This window comes from Pseudomonas sp. AMR01 (assembly GCF_041946035.1).
Classification (GTDB): Bacteria; Pseudomonadota; Gammaproteobacteria; order Pseudomonadales; family Pseudomonadaceae; genus Aquipseudomonas; species Aquipseudomonas antarctica_B.
This window is the reverse complement of the sequence record NZ_JAUTYR010000025.1, coordinates 33112-48220: the sequence shown is the minus strand read 5'-3', so window position 1 is coordinate 48220 and position 15109 is coordinate 33112. Positions and strand designations below refer to the sequence as shown.

Annotated in this window: 11 protein-coding genes; 4 read left to right on the top strand and 7 right to left on the bottom strand. The window is 59.0% G+C overall.

From position 1 onward, the window contains the following. Positions 1-50: 50 nt before the first annotated feature. From Q7C20_RS19770 to Q7C20_RS19755, 4 genes are all read right to left on the bottom strand, one after another. Positions 51-230 carry a hypothetical protein gene (locus Q7C20_RS19770; protein ID WP_048726112.1) on the bottom strand — a complete coding sequence of 60 codons (180 nt, stop codon included), beginning with the start codon at positions 228-230 and terminating at the stop codon, positions 51-53. Positions 231-386: 156 nt separating this feature from the next. Then, the gene (locus Q7C20_RS19765; protein ID WP_375069640.1) at positions 387-1559 is read right to left on the bottom strand and encodes a lactonase family protein; all 1173 of its coding nucleotides are present in this window, start codon (positions 1557-1559) and stop codon (positions 387-389) included. Beyond that, entirely contained in the window at positions 1549-1836 is a 288-nt protein-coding gene (locus Q7C20_RS19760; protein WP_375069638.1) for a DUF5629 family protein, read from the bottom strand. The genes Q7C20_RS19765 and Q7C20_RS19760 overlap by 11 nt, the downstream gene beginning before the upstream one ends. 5 nt (positions 1837-1841) lie before the next feature. Further along, entirely contained in the window at positions 1842-1985 is a 144-nt protein-coding gene (locus Q7C20_RS19755) for a hypothetical protein (protein ID WP_348060320.1), read from the bottom strand. Between the two features lie 97 nt (positions 1986-2082). On the opposite strand from Q7C20_RS19755, the gene Q7C20_RS19750 reads away from it, so the two are divergent. Further along, complete coding sequence (locus Q7C20_RS19750) at positions 2083-7041, top strand: dermonecrotic toxin domain-containing protein (protein WP_375069636.1); 4959 nt, start codon at positions 2083-2085, stop codon at positions 7039-7041. A 48-nt stretch (positions 7042-7089) separates the two neighbouring features. On the opposite strand, the gene Q7C20_RS19745 is transcribed toward Q7C20_RS19750, so the two are convergent. After that, the gene (locus Q7C20_RS19745; protein ID WP_375069634.1) at positions 7090-9465 is read right to left on the bottom strand and encodes an RND family transporter; all 2376 of its coding nucleotides are present in this window, start codon (positions 9463-9465) and stop codon (positions 7090-7092) included. A 15-nt stretch (positions 9466-9480) separates the two neighbouring features. Then, a complete protein-coding gene (locus tag Q7C20_RS19740; protein WP_375069632.1) occupies positions 9481-10536 on the bottom strand; it encodes a WD40/YVTN/BNR-like repeat-containing protein in 1056 nt (351 codons plus the stop codon). 296 nt (positions 10537-10832) lie between these two features. Here Q7C20_RS19740 and Q7C20_RS19735 point away from each other — a divergent pair, with 296 nt between their 5' ends. Continuing rightward, positions 10833-11948 carry a Gfo/Idh/MocA family protein gene (locus Q7C20_RS19735; protein ID WP_375069630.1) on the top strand — a complete coding sequence of 372 codons (1116 nt, stop codon included), beginning with the start codon at positions 10833-10835 and terminating at the stop codon, positions 11946-11948. A gap of 100 nt (positions 11949-12048) precedes the next feature. On the opposite strand, the gene Q7C20_RS19730 is transcribed toward Q7C20_RS19735, so the two are convergent. Next, positions 12049-14121 carry an EAL domain-containing protein gene (locus Q7C20_RS19730; RefSeq protein WP_375069629.1) on the bottom strand — a complete coding sequence of 691 codons (2073 nt, stop codon included), beginning with the start codon at positions 14119-14121 and terminating at the stop codon, positions 12049-12051. 389 nt (positions 14122-14510) lie between these two features. Between Q7C20_RS19730 and Q7C20_RS19725 the strand changes: the two genes are divergently transcribed. Together Q7C20_RS19725 and Q7C20_RS19720 are read left to right on the top strand one after the other, a co-directional pair. Then, positions 14511-14771, top strand: a complete 261-nt coding sequence (locus Q7C20_RS19725; protein ID WP_375069628.1) for a hypothetical protein — start codon at positions 14511-14513, stop codon at positions 14769-14771. A gap of 3 nt (positions 14772-14774) precedes the next feature. Next, the gene (locus Q7C20_RS19720; RefSeq protein WP_375069626.1) at positions 14775-15104 is read left to right on the top strand and encodes a DUF6388 family protein; all 330 of its coding nucleotides are present in this window, start codon (positions 14775-14777) and stop codon (positions 15102-15104) included. Positions 15105-15109 lie beyond the last annotated feature (5 nt).

The window sequence follows — 15109 nt, the reverse complement described above, 5'->3', positions numbered from 1 at the left end:
TGCATCGCAGGCAAGCCAGCTCCCACAGTTGACCGTCGCTTGATTCAAGCTCACTGCTGAATTTTGTGGTCCAGAGCGGCGTAGAAGTTGGCGCTTTGTTGCAGGTATTTCTGGGTGTAAGCACTGGTGCTGGACTTTTTACCGCTGACATCAACGCTGGCAGCGGCTGGCAATGCCACGGTGGCGGAGACAGCAGAAGCGGCGATGATCGAGAAAAGATTGAAGTTCATGTCGGTAACCCTTGTGTTCGTTTGGTTGAGTGGCCGGGGAAGGCCTTGGAACCAAACTTACGCCCGAGGGCAGCACCTTAGAAATGCTTTGAAACATTAGCCGCTATTAATAGAATTAATAGACAGGCTCAGGCCCCGCACTGCGGGGCCTGTGGCTTATTGACGCACCAGGAACTTGAGGTCACTAGGGGCATCAATCGCCAATTTCTGCACGGTTTTGCCGAGCAGGCCGGTTTTGGGGTCGCGTTCAACCACCACAATTTCATTGCTTTTCTGGTTGGCGATCAGCAGGAACTTGCCACTCGGGTCCAGGCTGAACTCGCGCGGGTGGTCGCCTTCCACGGAACGGCGTTGCAGTTCCTTGAGGTGCGCGGTGGCCGGGTCGATGCTGAACACCAGCAACTGGTTAGCGGTACCACGGTTACTCACGTAGAGGAATTTGCCGTCGCTTGAGGCATGCAATGCGGCGCCAGCCTTGTCGGTCACCGGTTGGCCAGCGGCGAAATCCACCAGCTGGGTCTGGGTCAGCTTGCCGTCGTTGTAGTCATACACCGCGATATGGGCGCTCATCTCGGTGCTCAGCCAGGCATGCTTGCCATCGGCAGAAAACAACAGATGACGCGGACCGCTGCCCGGTGGCAATTGCACCGACGCCGGATCGGCGGGGGTCAATGGCTGCTCGTGATTGGCCTTGGGGTCGTAGTGGTAGGCAAAAATCTTGTCTGCACCCAGGTCCTGAACAAACACGTATTTGCCATCCGGCGATGAAACCACCGAGTGCACATGGTTGGACGCCTGACGCTCAGGGTTCACGCGGCTGGCCGGGTGACCACTGAGTTGCACCGGCGCAGATAACTTGCCGGTGGCATCCACTGGCAACACCGCAAGGCTGCCGCCCGGATCTTCCAGCACCGAATAGTTGGCTACGAACAGGTAACGCCCATCTGCCGCCAGGCTGGAATGGGTCGGTTCGTTGCCCAGGCTCTGCACCTGATTAATCAGCGTCAGTTGATGGTTCTGCGGGTCAATGCTGTAGCTGCTGACGCGGCCAACCGGATCTTTCTGACCCGGGCCGTTCTCATTGACGACAAACAGATGCTTCTGGTCTTTGGAAATCGTCAGCCAGGACGGGTTGGCGGTCTTGGCCGCAAGTACCGGTTTGCCGCTGAATTGCCCGGTGCGACTGTCAAATTGCAGGCGGTAGATGCCTTCACTGGTGCCGGCTGTGTAGCTGCCGACCAACAGTTCATAAGTGTCTGCCGGTGCGGCCTGAACCGACATCGCACCGACACTGCCTGCCATCAGCAGGGGCCAGAATTTACGCATCATCCGCTTCATCCTCGTCGTTATTGTTGCCGGTGAAAGCACTGAGGCAGATCAGGCGGTGCTCGCCCGAATCACCGGTAAGGGTCCAGCTTTGCAAGTCCCCGTCAAACGTGGCGGCCTGCACCTGTTCCAGGCTGAAATACCAGCGTTTTTCAGCACGGCCGTCCATGGCAGTGATCCGCAGTTGTTCTGCGGTGAGTTCAAACTCAAAGGCGTGCAGCCCATCGATTTCAAGCATGTTGCTGGTGGAAAGGACGGCGGTCAGGGTGTCGGCAGTCATGGCAGTCAATCATCTACGGGAAAGCGCCAATCATAGCCCAGCACGGCCGGTGCGGCGCCGCTTTCAGCAGCAGCAACGCCATAAATACCCCGAAACAGACGGCCCAACCCCGCGCCAATGGCTGCATACGCTCGGTTTGCAGCCCCCATGCGAAACACCTGATAACGCATTGACGATACCGATGCGGCCACGGGCGGGTATTTTTCCCGGAGTACGGTTTATCCCTCAAGCAAAGGAATCGCTTGCATGCTATCGGTTAGAAATACCCCGCGCGCCTACGTCGTTTCACTGCCGGACGAGTCGCCATCGCCCGCTCAAGCGCCGGTGCTCAATACACCCGTTCAGCCACCGGCCTCCCGAGCACAGTCATTGCCTCGTGGCATTCAGCCTCAGCGTCAACGCGTTGCCGCAGATACACCCGCAACGGTGGTGGCTGAACACTTCGCCAGTCGTCCCAGCGTCCGTTCAGTGGTCGCCGAGCTACTGGCACAAGCGCTCAAGGCGCAATACCCCACGCTCGAAATCGACATTGCCAACACGTCACTGGCCGTACCCGTCAGTGCCAACCCGTTGCAGTATGAGTTGACCCCTCTGCTGGACCTGGCACTCGAGCATCTGGCCTCCGGTACCGAGCTGAATTTCACCGATCGACATGGCGTGCCCTGCAAATGGATCAATACCGCGCAATCCAGACTCCTGAAAACCACCGGTACGGGCGGCCACCTTGCTATGCCTTTAGGCATGCAAACCCTGGAAATAGCTATCCAGAACCTGCGCCCGCTGCTCAAGCCGGCATTCGCCGATGCACTGAGTCAGTATTGGGCAAAAAACGCATTCAGTTCATCTGCGTCGCCGGTCAGCCAGTGGTCATGGCTCAGCGACACTTTGCAAAATACCCTGCGCATCGCAGCCCTCAAGCAGCCCGGCCTGGATGACCTGCAGCGCCAGACGCTGGATCAAGTCACACGCTACCCCGACCCGGCAGAGCGCGCCGCAGCGCTGGGCGACTCAGCCGCGCAAGTCTTCATCGTGGATTCCACACTCAGCGAAGCCGGTAAAACCGCCACAGTCCTGAGCCCCGACCTGCTGATTACTCGTCAGGTCAACGGCCGACAAGTAGTGCTGCACGCGTCCGCGGCAGGCGTGGTCACGCCCTACTCTTCCCGGGAAACGTTCGCCCAGGCGTGGGAGCGTCAACTCAACAAAGACTTTGTGTTTGATCAAATGGTGTGGAAACGATCTGCACCCGACGGTTCCATCTTTGATACCCAGGCCGCCATTCTTCTTGATCGGCAATTGCAAAATATCGAGGCAATCCAGCTGCCGACGCATGCCAGTGTCGAGGAACTCGAACAGTTGTTTTCCCAGGCGAGTGCCACCGCACCCTGGTTCAGCGGCGCCTTGCATGCCCCATCGGCGGTGCTGGAACCCCTGGCGCGAACGCTGCCTGACTGGCTCAAACGCGCCAGTGGCGCTGACCGGTTCACCTATCGACAGCACGCACTCGCGCTGGCAAGCAGTGTGCAACGTAGCAACGGTCGAAACTTTCTGACCGACATCCCGGATCTTCACACGTACGCCGAACAACAGCTGGACGCGCAACTGGCAGCCAAAGGCTACCGTGCCAAAGACCTGGAAATTACATTCAAAGTGCCGGTCGGCACCCTCGGCGGTGGCTACATCGAGCCGGTCAAAATGAGCCTGGTGCAAATGGCCCTGGAAAACCTCGCCGGTTTGCCCAAAGGCGCGATGGATATCCGCCTGCGGGGCGTGCCGGTGACTGATCCGAAGATGGCCCAACAGCTCAAGGACCTCATCAGCCTCGTCGACATTGGAAAACACTACCCGGCGTTGCTTGAAACCCATCTGCTCGGCGATACCGCGCAAAGCCGCGAACGCCAGGCGCTGTTCAGCGAGCAAGTACCTGTGCAGCTCACTATGCAAGCTATGGAGTTCAAGCTGCGCGGCGAAAATGGCCTCACCGCGCGTGGCTGCCAATTGATCGAAGCGGCCGTGCGACCGGGCGCGGGGCCGCGAACGCTTGACGGTGCAGACATCACCGTTCGCCCCCTGGCATTCCTGCGTAAGCCGGGCGCTACACCCGATGTGGTCGACAACATGTTCCTGATCGAACCGCACGATCCGCAAAAAGGCCCGCACATTCTCTATCGACCCCAGCTTTCGCCGCCCTTGCAGGAGTTTGCCAGCCGCGAAGCACTGCTGACCGCCATCCAGCAATCGGGCCCGCTGCAACAAAGCATTCTTGCCTGGTTGCCCGACGCCAAAACCCGGGCGGTGTATGGCAATGGCGGTTTCCACACGCCGCATATCGCCCACTACAGCGTATTCAACGAGTTTGACGCCCCCCAGACACCTGCGCCCACCAGACTCGCCGTCGACGGCTACGCTGCCGCCGCCAGGTTGCAGCGAGCCTTTGGCGGCGGCGACCTGATGAAACACCTGTTCAGCGCCAATGCCCACAGCCTGGTCTCACTCGCCAAAGACCAGTCCGCCTCCGACACCGAAAGCCGCTGGGCCTCCCACAAAGAGCTGGGCTGGCTATTATTCAACAGCTTGCTGCCGGTGCTGCGTGGCCCGGGCGCGATGGTAGGTTGGCTGTTGCAGATGGCGGCGGTCGACAACGACATACAACGCGCCAGCGATCCAGGTAACCCTGACCCCACGGCTGCCATAGTGGACCTGTTGGTGAACATGGGGACGCTGCTCAGCCATTCTTCGGCGCCCGCAGTACCCGAACGTCCATTGGGCGCCCTGCCCTTCGCTCAGCGACCGGAAGTGGCTCTGCCGTTGGTGCGTCCCGCTGACACTGTCGCGAACACGGCGCCAGGAATTATTCGGGAAGCGCCCTCGGCAACGGCTGGCCAATTCATTGAAACCGCTGGAAGCTCGTTCGACTTCGCGTTCAGCGCCTCGCGTGATCTGAGTGCCACACAGCGCGCTCACATTGCTTCATTTGCTGTGCAGACGCCCGCGCATCCAGGCGAACCGATTTCCAAGGGCGCCACTCAAGGGCTGTACTCGATTGACGGCCATTTACACGTCCGAATTGACCGCCAATGGTTCCGTGTCGCTCGGGACCTCGACGGGCCGTTCATTATCGATGCCCAGGACAAAACCCGCAGTGGCCCGCCGATTCAACGCGATGCACAGGGCCAATGGCGCCTCGACATCAGCCCGAAACTAAGGGGCGGTATGCCTAAAGGTGCGATGGGCCGTACGGTCAGCAAAAACATGCAGGCCAAGGCGCTGAAAGACGCCGAGTACCGGCGCAACTTCCTGGAAGGCTTCAACGCATCGGAAGCTCACGGCAACTCCCTGAAAAAAATGGGCGAAACCCTTGGCGAGTACGAGCATGCCCACAATAACCTGAGGAAACTGTGGGAGTTGAAAAGCCGCCCCGACTCGGCCGGTCTTTACGATGCGCGCTACGCCGAACAACGGCGCGCCGCAGATGCGCTGCGAGCGAAGGTCGATCAGCAATTACTCGATATCGAACCGCTGAGCCACGCGGTTATGGCTGCAGGCGAAAAAACCGTTGAAAGCATCAAGCCGAAGAAGCTTGCCGGGTTGGACGACGTGTCCGAGTACAAGCAAAACCGCTCACTGGAATACCGGAGCATGCTGGGAGCGATGGAGGAAATAGAGGATGTTCATCGACGCTTATTCAATGTCAGCAATCGATTTACCGCCAGCGGCGAACCCTTGGCCACCATCATTCAAGCCGCTCGAGAGCAATCCGCGCCTGCCTACGATGCGACCGTCGCGGCCTTCAAAACCACATACCGCAACCGTGTAAACCTGGCGAAGGCCAAACAGTCGATCAACACCCTGTTCGAACAGTGGAAAGCCGACTCTCCTTATGGGGCCAACCAGGCCGAGCAGTACATCAAGGAGCGCTACACTACCCCGCCGGATATTGATTTGCTGTCTGCCAGGCTCAGTGTCCTGACCAACCTGAAGGAGTTGAGTATCAATAGGGGCACCTCCAGCCGTGGGCCTGACGCTGCGTTTTTCTTGAAGCGTTTTGGCAACACCCCTATCGAGCCGGTCAACCAGGCATTCCGTGATCAGCGCGAATATCAGGGCTACACACTTGAGGAACGCAAAGCCACGCTACAGACCGTTATCAGCACCTACCAGCAATCATTGAACGACAGCATTTACTTGCAAGAGACTTGCCCCGACCTGTTTCGTGGTGAATACCACGCCCTGTTTACGCAGCACTTGGGCGAGATCATCACCGATGCCGAAGCAGACCTTGCCCAGGTGATTCGCGAAGAGCAGCACTTGATGCCGGAATCGCCCGGCCGCACGGACCGGCGAGTCAAACCGCGCAACCAGCGGGTGTTCCATACCCGCGACAAAAAGACCCTGATCGGCACGCTGCGCCCGGCAGAGGCCGGGCGCAACGACATCATTGACGTGCTGGACCCCGCAACCGGGAACCCGCTCGCCAGCTACAGCGAACACCCTTCGCAACACGAGTGGGTGGAGATCGTGCGCGGCCCCAGTGTGCAAGCACCGCGACTGCCATCGCCCAAGTCGCTCAGAACGTACAAGGCCGAGGCGCAACAGCTGCTGGATGAGGCGGACAAGCTGCAAGCCTCGATTACCTACCAGAAGCGCAAACTCAGCGACCCCGCACGCCGGGACACCGTCAACCCTCTGGACTGGTATGACATGCTACGGGCTCAGGCCGACAGACTGCGCGAGGTTGCCCGGCAAACCCAAGCCAACCATAGCGGCCAGGCGGAAACAGGCGACCTGGTTGCGCAATGGAAAACGGCAGCAGACAACCTGCAACATGCGGCGATCCAGCACACCGCAGAGGGCTATCTCGTGCAACCGCCGAAACCGGAAAACGTGGATTTTCTGTGGCTCCACGGGTTTGTCGATATCAACCTGGTGAAGCGCGATGTACCGACCAAAAGTGGCGATGTTTTTACCGAATATGCGGTGCGGGAAAAGGGCAAAATCAACGTACTGTGGTACGCCCATTTTCATTACCCGGAGAAAGGCGCGGTGCGTAATACCTACACCGCAGCGCATTTGAAAATCCCCTCCCAACGCACCAAGACCCAAAAAGACTTGATCAGGGAGGCCGGCAATAACCGGCTGGTGGAGCAGATTATCCGCTCGCGGGTTTCGGCGCCGCTGGACGAAAAGTTGTTCCTGAAACTGTAAGCAACGCCCCTGTAGGTGCGTGCGAACACGCGCCTACAGGGAACACGGTCAGTGAGCAAATAACGAGTTGCCCTTCTGCCCTGCCAATTTCTCCGGTTTGATCAAAAACCGCGCCAGCGCCGGCAACAGCCACAGCGCGCCGAACATGTTCCACAGCAGCATGAAGGTCAGCATCAGGCCCATATCGGCCTGGAACTTGATGGCCGAGAAAATCCAGGTGCACACGCCGATGGCCAGGCACAGGCCAGTGAACAGCACGGCTTTACCGGTGGACTTGAGCGTCTGGTAGTAAGCCTCTTGCAGCGGCAAACCGGCGCGCAGGAAACTTTCGAGGCGACTGTAGATATAGATGCCGTAATCCACGCCGATCCCCACGCCCAAGGCGACCACGGGCAAGGTCGCCACCTTGACACCGATGCCCATGAACGCCATCAGCGCGTTACCCAGCACCGAGGTCAGCACCAGTGGCAGCACAATGCACAAGGTTGCCGCCCAGGAGCGGAAGGTGATCATGCACATCGTTGCCACACACAAATACACCAGGATCAGAATGGTCAACTCCGACTCCTTGATCACCTCGTTGGTGGCGGCTTCGATCCCAGCGTTACCAGCGGCGAGGATAAACTCCAGGCCATCCTTGTTGTTTTCCCTGGCAAAATCCTGCACCGCATGCACAGCGCGGTCGAGGGTTTCGGCCTTGTGGTCGTTGAGGAACACCAGCACTGGCGCCAGCGAGCAATTGTTGTTGTACAAGCCATCGGCGCGGGCGATGGAGTTGTTCAGCACGTCGGGGTTACGCGACAGGGTTTCCCATTTCAGGTTGCCCTCGTTCATGCCCTTGATCATCTGTTTGGACACGGTCACCAGCGAGATCGCCGACTGCACGCCTTCGGTGTTTTGCATCTTCCACATCAATTGGTCAATCGGCGCCATGGCTTCATAACGCGAGCAGCCTTCGGGCTTGGTCTTGACCATCACCACCAATACGTCAGAGCTGGTGGAGTAGTTATTGATGATGAAGTTGTTGTCCTTGTTGTAGCGCGAGTCGGGGCGCAGTTCCGGCGCGCCCTGGTCGAGGTCGCCGATCTTCAGGTTCTGGCTATACCAGAGGCCACCACCGAAGGCGATCAGGGCCAGCAAAATCGAGACTGGCGCCACTTTAGGGCTGGCGAATTTGGACAGCAGGCGCCAGAACGGGTGTTCGCGGTGTGCGTCTTTTTTGCTCTTGGCGATGGCACGCTTGCTGATGCCCACGTAGGAGATCGCCACGGGCAGCAGGATCAGGTTGGTGAACACGATCACCGCCACGCCGATGGAAGCACCAATGGCCAGTTCGCGGATCACGCCGATGTCGATGATCAACAGCGTAATAAAACCCACGGCATCAGCGAGGATGGCGATCATCCCCGGCAAGAACAGCTGCCGGAACGTCCGTCGCGCCGCCGTCAGTGCGTTATCGGCCTCACTGGATTGCAGCGCAATGCCGTTGATCTTCTGTACGCCGTGGGAAATACCGATGGCGAAAATCAGGAACGGCACCAGCATCGAATACGGATCGAGGCCGAAACCAAAAAAGTGCATCAGCCCCAATTGCCAGACCACCGCCACCAGTGTCGTGCTCAACACGGCGATGGTGCTGCGCAGGCAGTTGGTGAACCACAGCAGCAGAACCAGTGTGATAACAAAAGCGATGCCGAAGAACAGCACCACCATCACCAGGCCATCGATCAGGTCGCCGACCTTCTTGGCGAAACCGACGATGTGGATCTTGATGTTGGGGTTTTGCGCTTCAAACTTGTCGCGAATCTTGTCTTCGAGTTCATGGGAAAACTTGCGGTAATCCAGGGCCAGCAACTTGCCCTGATCCTGCGGGTCCGGGTAGGACTCCAGCAGCGGAATATCGACGATGCTCGATTTGAAGTCGTTGGACACCAGGCGCCCGACCTGGCCGGACTTAAGCACGTTATTGCGCAGTTGATCGAGGCTTTCCGGCGAACCGTTGTAGCTTTGCGGGATCACTTCACCGCCGGCAAAGCCTTCTTCGGTCACTTCGGTCCAGCGCACGCTGGGGCTCCACAGCGACTTGAGGCCTGAGCGATCAACGCCGGAGATGTAGAACACCTCGTCGTTGATCTGACGCAGGGTCTCCATGTATGCCTTGCTGAAAATGTCGCCGTCCTTGGCCTCCACCGAGATGCGCACCGTGTTGCCCAGGTTCGCCAAGTCGTTACGGTGTTCCATCATCTTTTCGATGAAGGGGTGCTTGAGGGGGATCATCTTTTCAAAGCTGGTGGACGGGCGAATCAAGGTCGCCTGCCAGAACAGGAAAATACTCACCAACAGGCAGATGACGATCACTGCCGGGCGGTTGTTGAAGATCAGGCGCTCAAGAAAAGTCGCTTTATCGTTGTGATGACTGCTCATTGATTCCCCGCCTTCTTATTGTTTTGTCGGTTCGGCGCCGGTGGGCGCAGCAATGCGAACCCCACCCTGCCCAGCCAGAATCAAGTTGCCATTGCCAGCCGAAGTCACCGCTGACAGTGAGATCCGGTCCGGGCGATTGAACACGCTGAAGGTCTGGCCATCATCATGGCTGACCACCACGCTGCCGCCGTTACCGACGACCACGATGGAACCGTCATCGAGCAACGTGGCGCCCGACAAACCAAATTCCAGGGCACCGCGCGCCGCGTTCAACTCGACCTGTTGCCAGGTGCTACCGAAATCCGTGGAGCGATAAAGATTGCCGCGCAGGCCATACGCCAGCAGGGTTTGCGGTTGCGACGTGCTGATCACGCCAAACAGCGAGCCCTCGTAGGGGCCTTCGAGTTTTTCCCAGGTCTGGCCGTCGTCGCTGGAGCGGAACATGCTGCCCTGCTCACCCACGATGAACAGCCCGGCGTCATTAATGTGGGCGATGGCATTGAGGTGAAACTGGTCTTCGTTGTCGAGGCGGTCGCTGACGTCTGCCCAGGTGTTGCCGCCGTCGGTGGTTTCGATCAACGCGCCATAGGCGCCCACGGCCAGGCCGTGTTCGGCGTCTTTGAACCAGATGTCGAGCAACGGCGCTTCGCGTTTGAGGTCTTGATATTGCTGGGTCCAGGTGGCGCCGCCATCGGTGCTGGCAAGAATTTGCGCATCATGGCCCACGGCCCAACCGTGTTTGTCATCGACGAAAAATACCGCCGTAAGCAGCTGGCGGGTGGGGACTTTGGCCTGGGCCCAGGTGCCGCCATTGTCGTCGGAATAGAGGATGTGCCCGCGGTCACCGACCGCCACGAGGCGCTTGCCGGCATGGACCACGTCAATCATCAGGCCTTTGGCGGCCTTGGGGGATTCAATCGCAAACGCCGGCGCAGCGGCGGGATCGCTGGCTGCCAACACGGGCGTCGTCAACACGGCACCTGCGAACAGCGAGAGCGCTGTGGCCAGCAACGCAACCCTGCGTGCGGCGCGTGGGCGGCAAACAACCCAACCCATGACAGGCTCACTCATAGACCTTTCTCCCCATTTATTATTGTTAGGTCGTCTCGCCTTCCCGGGCTCTGAAACCTGCAATCTAGAGCGCCTGGAGGAAGCAGGGGCCATCCTATCGGGCTTTCGAATCGTCTGACAATCGGCGCTACGTTATCTTTTGTTAACTGATGGCCTTTCGTCACAACCTGAATATAGCTGCATTCGTCAGGATGATTGGCAGCGCGCAAATGAATTTATTTTCCATCTATTGAATTTAGAGAATTTTTATTCCATTAATAGACCTCTTAACAACAATAATTCAAAGGACCACGGCGATGCGTGAACTCGGAATCGGCTTGATTGGCACAGGCTTCATGGGGCGCGCCCATGCGTTGGCCTTCAATAACGCTCGGGCGGTATTTGAACTGCCGGTACACCTCAAGCTCGCCGCCCTGGCCGATGCCGACACCGAGCGCGCCAGTCGTTGCGCCACCGCCTGGGGGTTTGCCAGGGCCCATGGCGACTGGCAAACATTGATCGACGACCCGGCGGTCGACGTCGTGGCGATCACCACACCCAATCACCTGCACTACCCCATGGCCATGGCTGCGATCGCGGCGGGCAAAGCGGTGTATTGCGAAAAACCCCTGGCCGTCAGCCTGGAGCAAGCCGACGCCATGCGCCGCGCCGCGAGCGCCGCCGGCGTGGTCACGCGGGTGGGCTACAACTATCAGCACAACCCGATGATCGGCTGGGCGCGCCAGATGATTGCCAGTGGCGAGCTGGGCGAGATCATCAGCTTTCAAGGCGAAAACAGCGAAGACTTCATGGCCAACCCGGCAACGCCCTGGGCCTGGCGCTGTGAAGCGGACCACGCAGGCGGCACCCTCGCCGACCTTGGCAGCCACTTGCTGGCCATGGCCCGCTATTTGGTGGGTGATGTGCAACATGTGTGTGGCGACACCCAGACCGTGCATAAACAGCGCCCGTCGAGCGCTGGCAGCCACGACATGCGCGCGATCACGGTTGACGATCAGGTACACGCCCTGCTGCGCTTTGCCAATGGCGCGCGCGGCACGGTGAGCAGCAGTTGGGTCAAGCATGGCTACAAGAACCACTTGAGCTTTGAGATCAGCGGCACCCAAGGCACGCTGGCGTTCGATCAGGAGCGTTTGAATGAACTGCGCCTGTATCGCGCCGGCCAGCCGGGCTTCCAATTGCTGCTGGCTGGCCCTGCCTTGCCCGGCTATGCGGCCTTCAGTCCGGCCGCAGGCCATCAGCTGGGGTACAACGAACTGAAGACGCTGGAGGTACACGAGTTGATCATGGCACTGGCAGGCCAAGGCGCCGACGGCACGGATTTTGAGTCGGCCTGGGAAGTGGAGCGGCTGGCCACGGCGATTCGCGTGTCGGCTAAAGAAGAACGTTGGGTTGAAGTTATCTCGGTCTAACCCTCAACCGCGGGCAAGCCCGGCTCCCACAGAGGACTTAGCCCACGATGATTTTGACCTTCTCCCCCCGCGCCAGGGTGCAACGCCGCCGCGTCTTGCCCTAGCGAGCGGCCTGCTCACGCTCGCGCACAAAGCCTGGCACCTGATCGCCAGGCAGCGCCTTGCTGAAATACCAGCCCTGAATAAACAGCTCAGTACCGGTATTCAAGAACGCCAGTTGCTCGGCGGTTTCTACGCCCTCAACCACCACGCCCAGGTTCAGCGCCTCGCAAAAGCGCAGCATGCCAGTCAGTACCAGGGCGCCTTTTGGATCGTGCTGAGCCACCACAAAACTGCGGTCGATCTTGATGAAGTCCACCGGAAACTGGTGCAGATAGCTCAGTGCGGAAAAACCGGTGCCGAAGTCGTCGATATACACTTTGGCGCCAATGGCCTGGAGTTTCTGGATGGTCTGGCGTGTGGCTGGCACGTCACTGACCAGCGCGTCTTCAGTGATTTCCACCGACACCTGACCATGGGCCTGGGCGAGGATGTCCACCAGGCGATCGCCATAGGCGGCGTTCGTCAGGGTAGCGCTGGAAATATTGATGGTCATCGGCAAGGCGAAGCCAGCCTTCTGCCACTTCTGATACTGGCGCACGGCCTGGGAGGCGACCCACACGTCGACGTCGGGCATCAGCCGCGCCTGGGCCAGCCATTGCAGGAACTCCCAGGGTGAGTGCACCGTGCCCTGATTGTCCCGGGCACGCATCAGAGCTTCGCAACCCGTGCACAGGCCGGTGCGGGTGGAAACCTGCGGCTGAAATTCGAGGTAGAACTCGTAGTCGCAGATCTGCTGGATGTGGCTCAGTTCGCTGGCCTGACGCGCGAGGATCTTGTGGGAGGCCAGCACCGGGTCCAATTCGAGCAAGCGCCCCTTCTCTTCGAGGCCGCGAAAGGTCATGTCCAGCGACTTGAGGTACACCGTGCCGCCTTCGCCGGGCTGGCGATGGATCGCCCGAACATAGGGTGCATACACCAAAGTCCCGAGGCCCAACAGCAGCACTTGCAGCACCACGGCAGCCACATCGCCATGGGTACTGAGGTAGGCGTTGAGCAGCACCGGCGAGGTAAACGGTACGCTGGTGACGGCTGGCGAGACCCATCCCAGTTGTACCACCGTCAAGGCCACCGTCGCGTTAAGCGCCGGCACCAGCAGAAACGGAATGAACAAGCGCGGGTTAAGAATGATCGGCAGGCCGAACAGCAGCACCTCGCTGACATTGAATAAAGACAGCGGCAAACTGGCCATCGCCAGCAGGCGCATGGACTGGCTCCTGGAAAACAACAGCACTGCCACCAACAGGCACAACGCCCCGCCCGAGCCGCCGATAAATGCAAAACAGCCCAGCAGGCCGCCGTTGAGCAGGTACTTGGCTGGCTCACCGGCGGCCAGTGCGGCGCCATTGAGTGCCACGGCCTGATCCAGCACATCGAACAACGGCTGCATGGCATACACGCCATGGATACCAAAGAACCACAGCAGCGAATTCATCAGGGTTACAAACAAACCACTGCCGTAAGGCGATTGCAGCGCGTCGAGTACCTGCGGCCCCTGCAGTTGCGCCACATAGGGAATCTGTAACAGCAACGACAACAGCGCCACCAGGCACAGCGCAGCAATGGCCCCCGGCACCACCATATTGATGGTGCCGCGCAGGTTGTGCCCTACCAGGTCTTCATTGACCAGGCGGGTCCAGCGAAAACGGTGCAGCCAGGCAATCGCTGGCACATTGATCAATGGGGATGCGATGGCGATGAACAACACGAAAGTGGCCGAGGCGCGTGGATACTCGCGCAGGACAAACGTGGCGACCACCACGTGGGCGAGGCACAAAAACGCCACGGGCAATTGTGGCAGGCGATGCTGGATGGCCAGCATGTAGCCGATTGATGCCGCCACCAACAGCGGGATCACCGAGCTGATCTGGTTGTGCAGCCCCGAAAAAAAGGCCACCACTTGCGGGTTAAAGCCCAGCGCCCTGGCACACTCGGACAGCATCAGAAAACCCGCCGACACCAGCAGGCATGGCAGGACCCACAGCAACCCTTCACGAATGGCACGCAATGATTCCGTACTCGCCAGGGCCGCGAGGCGCTGAGTCAGGAAAAGTTTAAACAGCGTCTGCGCCATGACCCGTCCCTCTGCCCATCGCTCACTGCCCCTGGTGGGCAGGTACGAAAACCCTGGGTCACGCTACACGCCCTGATACCGGGAGCGATAGGGTTTTGCAATGGGGCGCCTTATTTTTCAGGATTAACAATGATTAGAACTACGGCCTTTGTAAGAGGGTCTTACGTCACATCATGGGAATTTCCCGCGCCGCAAGGGTAAACTTCCGACACGGCAACGGAAATTGGCCGTTGCGACTACTGACGAATAGTCAGTTGAAACGCCGGGGGCTGAATGTCTCCCAACGTTGGATTTGATGATCTGCAGCAAACGGCAGGTTCATTTCATTGTGTAGAGTCGGCGTTTTTCCCAAAGGATCCGGGCCGGACATAAAAGGAGGTCGGTTAAACATGCAAGGCAAGCTATCAAACCCCATGCCACCGGTGGCATCCAACGCATTGCTGTGGGTAATTGGGGTTGCGTTACTGATCATCGTCAAGGACACGATCGCGCGGACCTTGGAAGTCGATGAAGATGATTGGCTGCCATTGGACCTCGGCGTGGCGCTCTGCGCCTACGTGCTATTGTTTTTGCTTGAACCGATACGCAAACGAATAAATCGTCGCCTGGAAAAACGTGCCCGGCGCCGAGAAAATCGTCACAGGAGTTAACTTTTGTCACCACCCGGCGATAACCATCAGCGCGCCTTGGACCGATTTTTGATCGAACACCCGGACGTCGCCATCGAACTCGACACCCTCAACCCCCTGGCCGCCCAGGCCAAAGGTGAAACCCTCGCGCAGTACCGTGCCGAGCGCTTGCATGAAGCTTTCGAAGCCGAAGCTGAGCGCCAACATATGTTTGCCTGGGAGCTGACCCTGAAGTTGACTGCTGAATCCCCCGCTGCCTTCGAAGCGCAACGCCTGGAAGTGCATAAGGAAGTTGCGCAGATGGCGGGGTTGAGTTGGGTTGAATACTGCAAGTTGCATGAATTGGCCAGTTAACGGTT